Genomic DNA, 7,035 nt, shown 5'->3' with positions numbered 1-7,035 from the left:
CGCGCGACCGGGCAGCGCGTGTGGAAGCGGCAGCCCGGCGGCGGCGAGACCGGCGAGGGCGGGTCGCCGCCCAGCGGCTCCGGGCGCGGCGCACGCGCCAGCACGGGATCCGGCACCGGGCAGGCATTGATCAGCGCCGTCGTGTAGGGATGGCGCGGGCGGCGGAAGATCGCCTCCGTCGGCCCCTCCTCCACCACGCGGCCGAGATACATGACGACGACGCGGTCGCAGACCGACCGTACCACGCCAAGGTCATGGGTGATGAACAGCCAGGCCACGCCGAGCTCGTCGCGCAGCCGGCGCATCAGGGCCAGGATCTGCGCCCGGATCGAGATGTCGAGGGCCGAGACCGCCTCGTCCGCCACGATCACCTCGGGCCGCACCGCCAGGGCACGGGCGATGCCGATGCGCTGCCGCTGGCCGCCGGAAAACTGGTGGGGATAGCGGTCCAGGAACGCCGCGCCGGGGCTGAGCCCCACGCGGTCCAGCAGCCGCACGGCTTCCGCGCGCAGCTCGCCGGGCGGCACGATGCCATGGATGCGCAGCGGCTGCGCCAGCGTGCCGAAGACGGTCCGGCGCGGGTTCAGGCTGGCGAAGGGATCCTGGAACACCATCTGCACCGCGCGGCGATAGGCAAGCTGCGTTGCCCCGTGCAGCCCGGCCAGCTCCGCGCCACGGAAGCGCAGGCTACCCGCGCTGGGCTGCACCAGGCCGAGGATGCTGCGCGCCAGCGTGGTCTTGCCGCAGCCGCTCTCACCCACCACGGCGACGATCTCGCCGGCGGCGACGTCCAGGCTCACCCCGTCCAGTGCCTTCACCAGCTTCCGCCCGCGGCCCAGCCAGCCGCCGCCGACCGGGAAGCGCACGGCCAGGTCGCGCACCTCAAGAAGCGGCGGCATCGGCCGGGCTCCTCGCATGCAGCCAGCAGCGCGCGGTCCGCTCAGGCGACAGCACGAACAGGGGCGGCGCGTCGCGGTCGCAGGGCGCGACGCGCGCCGGGCAGCGCGGGTGGAAGCGGCAGCCGGGCGGCGGCGAGAGCAGGCTCGGCGGCTGTCCCTCAATGGCGGCAAGCTCGGCCACGCGCCGATGCGGCGGCAGCGCCGCGGCCAGCAGCGCGCGCGTATAGGGATGCTGCGGCGCGCGGAACAGCGCCCCGACCTCGGCATGCTCGACGATCTGGCCGGCATACATCACATAGACCCGGTCGCAGTACTCCGCGACCAGGCCGAGGTCGTGCGTGATCAGCAGCAGCGCGCTGCCGAGGTCCCGCCGCAACCCCGCCAGCAGCCGCATGATCTGCGCCTGCACCGTGACGTCGAGCGCGGTGGTCGGCTCGTCCGCCACCAGCAGCGCCGGGCGGCAGGCCACCGCCATGGCGATCAGCGCGCGCTGCCGCATGCCGCCGGAGAGCTGATGCGGGTAGTTGCGCGCGACCGTGGCGGGTTCCGGGATGCGCACGCTGCGCAGCGCCTCCACCGCCGCCTGCCGCGCCTGCGCCATCGACTGCCCGCGATGCTGCGCCAAGGCCTCGGCGATCTGGTCGCCCACTCGCATCAGCGGGTTGAGGAAGGTCATCGGGTCCTGGAAGACCATGGCGATGCGGTCGCCCCGCAGCCGGCGCATCGCCGCCTCCTCCAGCGCCAGGAGGTCCTGGCCCTCGAAAGCTACGCGGCCGGCGACGGTGCGGGCGGGCGGGCGCAACAGGCGCATGACGGAGAGTGCCGTCATCGACTTGCCGCAGCCGGATTCGCCCACCAGCGCCACCGCCTCGCCGGGCATCACATGCAGGTCCACGCCGTCCACCGCGCGCAGCGTGCCGGCATGCGTCGCGATGTGCGTCTCCAGCCCCTCCACCGAGAGCAGCGGCGCCCCGGCCATCTCAGCGTTCCCGCGCGCGGGGATCGAGCACGTCGTTCAGCCCGTCGCCCAGCAGGTTGAGCGCCAGCACCGCCAGGAAGATCAGCAGGCCCGGGAAGGCGGAGGTCCACCAGGCGCTGCGCATGATCTGCTGCGCTTCCTGCAGCATCACGCCCAGGCTGACCACGCCGGGATCGCCGAGGCCGAGATAGGACAGCCCCGCTTCCAGGAGCATCGCCTGGCCGACCAGCAGCGAGGTGTTCACCACCACCGGTCCCATCGCGTTCGGCAGGATCTCGCCCACGATCAGCGCGGTGCGCGACGCGCCGGCGACGCGCGCGGCATCCACGAAGGGACGGCTGCGCAGGGTCAGCACCTCCGCCCGCACCAGCCGCGCCACCTCCGGCCAGCCCAGGATGGCGATGGCGAAGATGATGTTGAACAGGCCCGCGCCGAAAAAGGCGACCAGCAGGATCGCCAGGAAGAAGCGCGGGATCACCTGGAACACCTCCGTCACCCGCATCAACGCGTCGTCGATCAGCCCGCCGAAGAAGCCCGCGACGCCGCCGACGAGCAGCCCGATCAGCGTCGCCGCACCGGCCGCGCCCAGCCCGACGAGCAGGGAGATGCGCAGGCCACCCGCCGCGCGGCTCAGCACGTCGCGGCCGAGTTCGTCCGTGCCCATCAGGTGCGGCAGGCCGGGCGGCGCCATGCTGGGGCCGACACCCGTGCGCACGGGGTCGAAAGGCGCCAGCGCCGGCCCCAGCAGCGCGAAGGCGGCCAGCAGCACCAGGATGGCGCCTGCCGCCACCGCCGCGCGGTTGTGCCGGAAGATCCGCCAGGCGGAAGGCGCCGGCGCGACCGCGGCCTCAGCGATAGACGACGCGGGGATCGATGAGGGCATAGATCACGTCGGTCAGGACATTCGCCAGGATGACCATCACGGACAGCACCGTGAAGAGGCCCATCAGTAGCGGGTAGTCGCGCGCCTGGATGGCATCGAACAGCAGCCGGCCGGTGCCGGGCCAGGCGAACACCGTCTCCGTCAGGACGGAACCCGCCAGCATGAAGCCGAAGTTGAGGCCGATGACGGTCACCACCGGCAGCATCGCATTGCGCAGCGCGTGGCGATAGACGACGCGGCCCTCCGGAAGGCCCTTGGCGCGCGCCGTGGTGATGAAGTCCAGCGCCAGCGTCTCCTGCATCTTCACCCGCGTCAGGCGGAACACCAGCGCCAGGTGGTAGACGCTGTAGGTCGCGACCGGCAGCACCAGGTGGTGCGCGACGTCGAGCACCATGCCGAGGCCCTCGCGCGGCGCGCGGAGGCTCATCATGCCCTGGGTCGGGAACATCGCCAGGTGCAGCGCGAAGACCAGCAGCATGATCTGGCCCAGCCAGAAGACCGGCATCGAATAGCCCGCCAGCGCCGCCAGCGTCGCGACATTGTCCGTGGCCGAGTAGGGTCGCCGCGCGGCGACAGCGCCCAGCAGGATGCCGAGCAGGCTGGCCACCACCAGCGCGGTGCCCATCAGCAGCAGCGTCGCCGGCAGGCGCGAGAGAATCAGCGTCAGCACCTGCTCCCGGAAGCGCAGCGAGTAGCCGAGGTCGAAGCTCAGCATCTTGCCGAGATAGGCCAGCAGCTGTTCCGGCAGCGGCCGGTCCAGGCCGAATTCGGCACGCAGCTGCGCGATGTACTCCTCCGTCGCGTCGGAGGAGCCGAGCAGAAAGTCGATGGGGTCGCCCGGCGCGGCATGGATCAGCGCGAAGTTGATCAGTATGATGACGAAGACCAGCGGCACCGCCTGAACCAGGCGGCGCAGCGTGTAGAGCAGGAGCGATGGCCCCATCGCTCAGCGCAGCTCGTAGGCGTTCTCGCGGTTCTCGATGTAGCCCTGCGGGCCGGTCACCACATCCGCGAACCTGGCGGATGCGGCGTGGATCGGCGGCAGCTCGAACAGCGGCAAGGCCGGCAGGTCGCGCATCAGGATGCGCTGGATGTCATGCCAGGCCTGCGCGCGCTGCGCCGGGTCGGTGATCGTCGGCTCGCGGTCGAACAGCGCATCGACCTCCGGGTTGGAATAGCCCATGCCATTGACGAAGGGCGCGCGGCGGATGGCGTTGGTGTGGTAGCGCGGCGTCACGCTCACCGTCGGGTCGGGGCCGGTGGTGAAGAGCTGCATCGCCAGGTCGAAATCCCACTGGCGGAACACGCGGTCCGTGAAGGAGGTGCGGTCGAACACCTGCACGGTCACGTCCACGCCGACATCGCGCAGGTTGTCCCGGATGATCTCCGCCCCGCGCCCCTCGTAATCGCGGCCGGAGGCCCAGAACAGGCGCAGCGGGAAGCGGCGGCCATCCGCGCCGCGGCGGAAGCCGGCCTCGTCCAGCAGCGCATTGGCCTTCGCGGGGTCGAAGGCGTAGTCGAAGCGATCGGTGAAGGCCCAGGCGATCGTGCTGCCGACATGGCTCTTCGCCACCTTCGCCTCGCCGAACAGCCCGCGCTGGTTGATCGTCTCGCGGTTGATCGCATGCGCCAGCGCCTGGCGCACCTTCGCGTCCTTCAGCCGATCGTGGCGGTGGTTGATCAGCATCAGCCCGTTCGTCGCCGCCGCGTCGCCCTTCTGGTACAGCCTGAAGCGCCGGTCCGTGCGCAGCCGGCCGATGCGGTCGTAGGGCACGATGTACCAGTGCAGGAAGTCGATCTCGCCGCGCTCGAACGCCAAAAGGCGCGCCGCAGGGTCCGAGGAGACCTGGAAGACCAGACGGTCCAGGTAGGGGCGGTTCGGCTTGAAGTAGGTTGCGTTGCGGTTCAGTTCGATGAAGCTGCCGCGCTGCCAGCGGGAGAAGGTGAAGGGCCCGCTGCCGATCGGGCGCTGGTTGGCCGGGTTGGTGCGCGCATCAGTGTTCTCGTAGACGTGCTTCGGCATGATCAGTGCGCCGGAGGACAGCACGCTGCCCAGCATGGTCAGGAAGGGCGCGAAGGGCTGCTTCAGGCGGAACTCGAAGCTGTGGGGACCGGTGGCCTTCGCGCTTTCCACGTTCGGCCACCAGGATCCGGCACGCGGGTGCAGCTTGGCGACGATCTCGTTGAAGGTGAACTCGACATCCGCTGCCGTGAGCGGCCGCCCGTCGTGCCAGCGGACATTCTGCGCGAGTTCGAAGGCATAGGCGCGCCCGTCCGGCGATACCGTCCAGCTTGTCGCGAGATCCGGCACCGGCTCCAGCTTCTCGTTGAGCAGCACCAGCGCGTTGAACAGGTTGTTCGCCACCATCATGGCCGGCGTGTCGGTGGCGAGGTGGGAAGTGAGCGTGGCGGGCTCGCCCTCAATGGCCAGGATCAAGGTGCCGCCGCGCCGTGGCGTGCCCTGCGCAAGGACCGGCCCGGGAACGGCGAGGGTGGCGGCGCCGGCTGCCATCAGATCGCGTCGCGACAGCTTCGTCATGCTTGCCTCCCGACCCGCCGGCATTCTGCCGCCGCCCCGAACCAACAGTATGGCGAGCGCATGAAGCGGGCGACTTTGCATGATGCGACACGAACTTGTCACCATACGACAAGTCTCTTTGCGCTCCCGATCCCGCTGGACCTTGGAGAAGAGGCGTATCCGGCGCACCAGCACCCGTCGCGCCGTGCCCTCAGCAGCCGGGCAAGATCGGCATCATCCTGAACCGGCAGAACACGGCAGCGCTGGACGGCGATATCCGCATGCTGAAGCGGTCCCATGTCGTCGGCGAGCCCATCCTGCCGATGGCCTACGATGCAGAACTTCTTCGGCTGCGGCTGCGTGGACAGCTGCGACGCCGGCCTCCGCGCGCTCGGCAGCTGGCCGATAACGCCGGCATCGCAATGCAGCGGCGGTACGCCCGCGGCGTCCTGGCCTTGCATGCGCATCCTTCGCTGCGGGCACCATCCTTGCGCGGATGGTACGGCCTGGGACGCGAGGCGCGTCTGGCCGCCGTCGGGATGATTTCCGCACGAGTTGGATAGTTTCGCTGCCTGCCGATGCAGCGCACCCCCTCCTATGCTCGCCTCGGGGTGGAGCCGGCCAGGTTCGGCGCCGCGGTGACGCTTCGGGCCGGAGCGTCTCGGCCTGCGTGGAGCCGCCATGGCGAGACGAGGTCGCGGCACGCGGTCGCCGCATCTCCCATGGTGGCGCCGCCCTGCGTCCGGATCGGTCCGGCCGTGCTATGCATCTTCCGCTGCGCACCCGACTCGCCTGGTGCGGCGCGACAGGCAGGGGGTTGGACGATGAGGCCATGGTTCGTGGGAGCCGCGCTGTGCGGCATCGTGGCGGGCGCCACGCCAGCCTTCGCGCAAGGCTCCACCCAGCCCGCGCCGGGCTGGAGCGTCACGCTCACGCCCTACATGTGGGCCGCCGGCGTCAGCGGCACCGTCGAGCTGCCGCGGCAGTCGCGCGACTTCAGCGCCGATTTCGGCGACATCTTCGATGACCTGAAGTTCGCCGTGATGGGCTCCGCCGAGCTACGCAGCGGCCGCTTCGGCCTGCTGATCGACATGGTCTACATGGACATCGAACAGGGCGTCTCCACGCCGCGCGGCGTGGTCTTCCGCGGCGGCGAGGCGCGGCTCACCGCGACGGAATTCGCTGCCGTCGGCCTCTATCGCGCCGTGGAGCAGCCATCCTTCACGCTCGACGCGGGCGCCGGCGCCCGCGCCTGGTGGTTCGACACCAAGCTGACGCTCAACCAGGGCCTTGGCGGTCCGCGCTCGGACAGCGCCAGCCCGACCTGGCTGGATCCGATCCTGGCGATGCGCGCCCAGTTCCGTCTGAGCGAGAGCTTGTCCATCGTCGCCTATGGCGACATCGGCGGCTTCGACCTCGGCTCGCGGCTGACCTGGCAGGCGCTCGGCGCGATCGAGTGGCGCTTCGCGCAGAACATGTCCGCGCAGCTCGGCTACCGCTATCTCTACATCGACTATGCGAAGAAGGATGTGAGCCTGGATGTCGGGTTCGGCGGGCCCCTGCTGGGTGTGAGCTTCCGCTTCTGACGCCCGGCCGACGGCCTGCCGCCTCGCGGGCCGTCCCCGTCACGACCCGGCCAGGTGGCACGCCACCTGGCGCCCGCCGGCCTCGCGCAGTAGCGGCCTCTCCTCCCGGCAGCGCGCGACGGCGCGCGGGCAGCGCGGGTGGAAGGCGCAGCCGGGCGGCGGCGCCAGCG

The 7,035-nt window shown here is 70.7% G+C and carries 7 protein-coding genes; 1 reads left to right on the top strand and 6 read right to left on the bottom strand.

Going from position 1 to position 7,035, the window contains the following annotated elements; translation table 11 throughout:
- The 5 genes from OZN99_RS21860 to OZN99_RS21840 all read right to left on the bottom strand — a co-directional run.
- A partial coding sequence (locus OZN99_RS21860; RefSeq protein ID WP_270937371.1) for an ABC transporter ATP-binding protein occupies positions 1-899 on the bottom strand: 899 nt, incomplete at its 3' end.
- Positions 883-1,878: an ABC transporter ATP-binding protein gene (locus tag OZN99_RS21855; RefSeq protein ID WP_270937370.1), complete on the bottom strand. Its 996-nt coding sequence runs from the start codon at positions 1,876-1,878 to the stop codon at positions 883-885. The genes OZN99_RS21860 and OZN99_RS21855, both read right to left, overlap by 17 nt.
- A gap of 1 nt (position 1,879) precedes the next feature.
- Positions 1,880-2,761, bottom strand: a complete 882-nt coding sequence (locus tag OZN99_RS21850) for an ABC transporter permease (protein WP_270937369.1) — start codon at positions 2,759-2,761, stop codon at positions 1,880-1,882.
- Entirely contained in the window at positions 2,727-3,704 is a 978-nt protein-coding gene (locus OZN99_RS21845) for an ABC transporter permease (protein ID WP_270937368.1), read from the bottom strand. Before OZN99_RS21845 ends, OZN99_RS21850 begins: the two co-directional genes overlap by 35 nt.
- Before the next feature lie 3 nt (positions 3,705-3,707).
- On the bottom strand, positions 3,708-5,300 hold the full coding sequence (locus OZN99_RS21840; RefSeq protein ID WP_270937367.1) for an ABC transporter substrate-binding protein: 1,593 nt from the start codon (positions 5,298-5,300) through the stop codon (positions 3,708-3,710).
- Between the two features lie 803 nt (positions 5,301-6,103).
- Between OZN99_RS21840 and OZN99_RS21835 the strand changes: the two genes are divergently transcribed.
- Complete coding sequence (locus OZN99_RS21835; protein ID WP_270937366.1) at positions 6,104-6,865, top strand: porin family protein; 762 nt, start codon at positions 6,104-6,106, stop codon at positions 6,863-6,865.
- A gap of 39 nt (positions 6,866-6,904) precedes the next feature.
- Here the strand turns inward: OZN99_RS21835 and OZN99_RS21830 are convergent, their stop codons facing one another.
- A complete protein-coding gene (locus OZN99_RS21830) occupies positions 6,905-7,033 on the bottom strand; it encodes an oligopeptide/dipeptide ABC transporter ATP-binding protein (RefSeq protein ID WP_408611890.1) in 129 nt (42 codons plus the stop codon).
- Positions 7,034-7,035 lie beyond the last annotated feature (2 nt).

The organism is Falsiroseomonas oryzae (genome assembly GCF_027856955.1).
In the GTDB taxonomy this organism is placed as follows: Bacteria; Pseudomonadota; Alphaproteobacteria; order Acetobacterales; family Acetobacteraceae; genus Falsiroseomonas; species Falsiroseomonas oryzae.
Note: the sequence above shows the minus strand (reverse complement) of the source record. Positions and strands in the feature narration are given on the sequence as shown.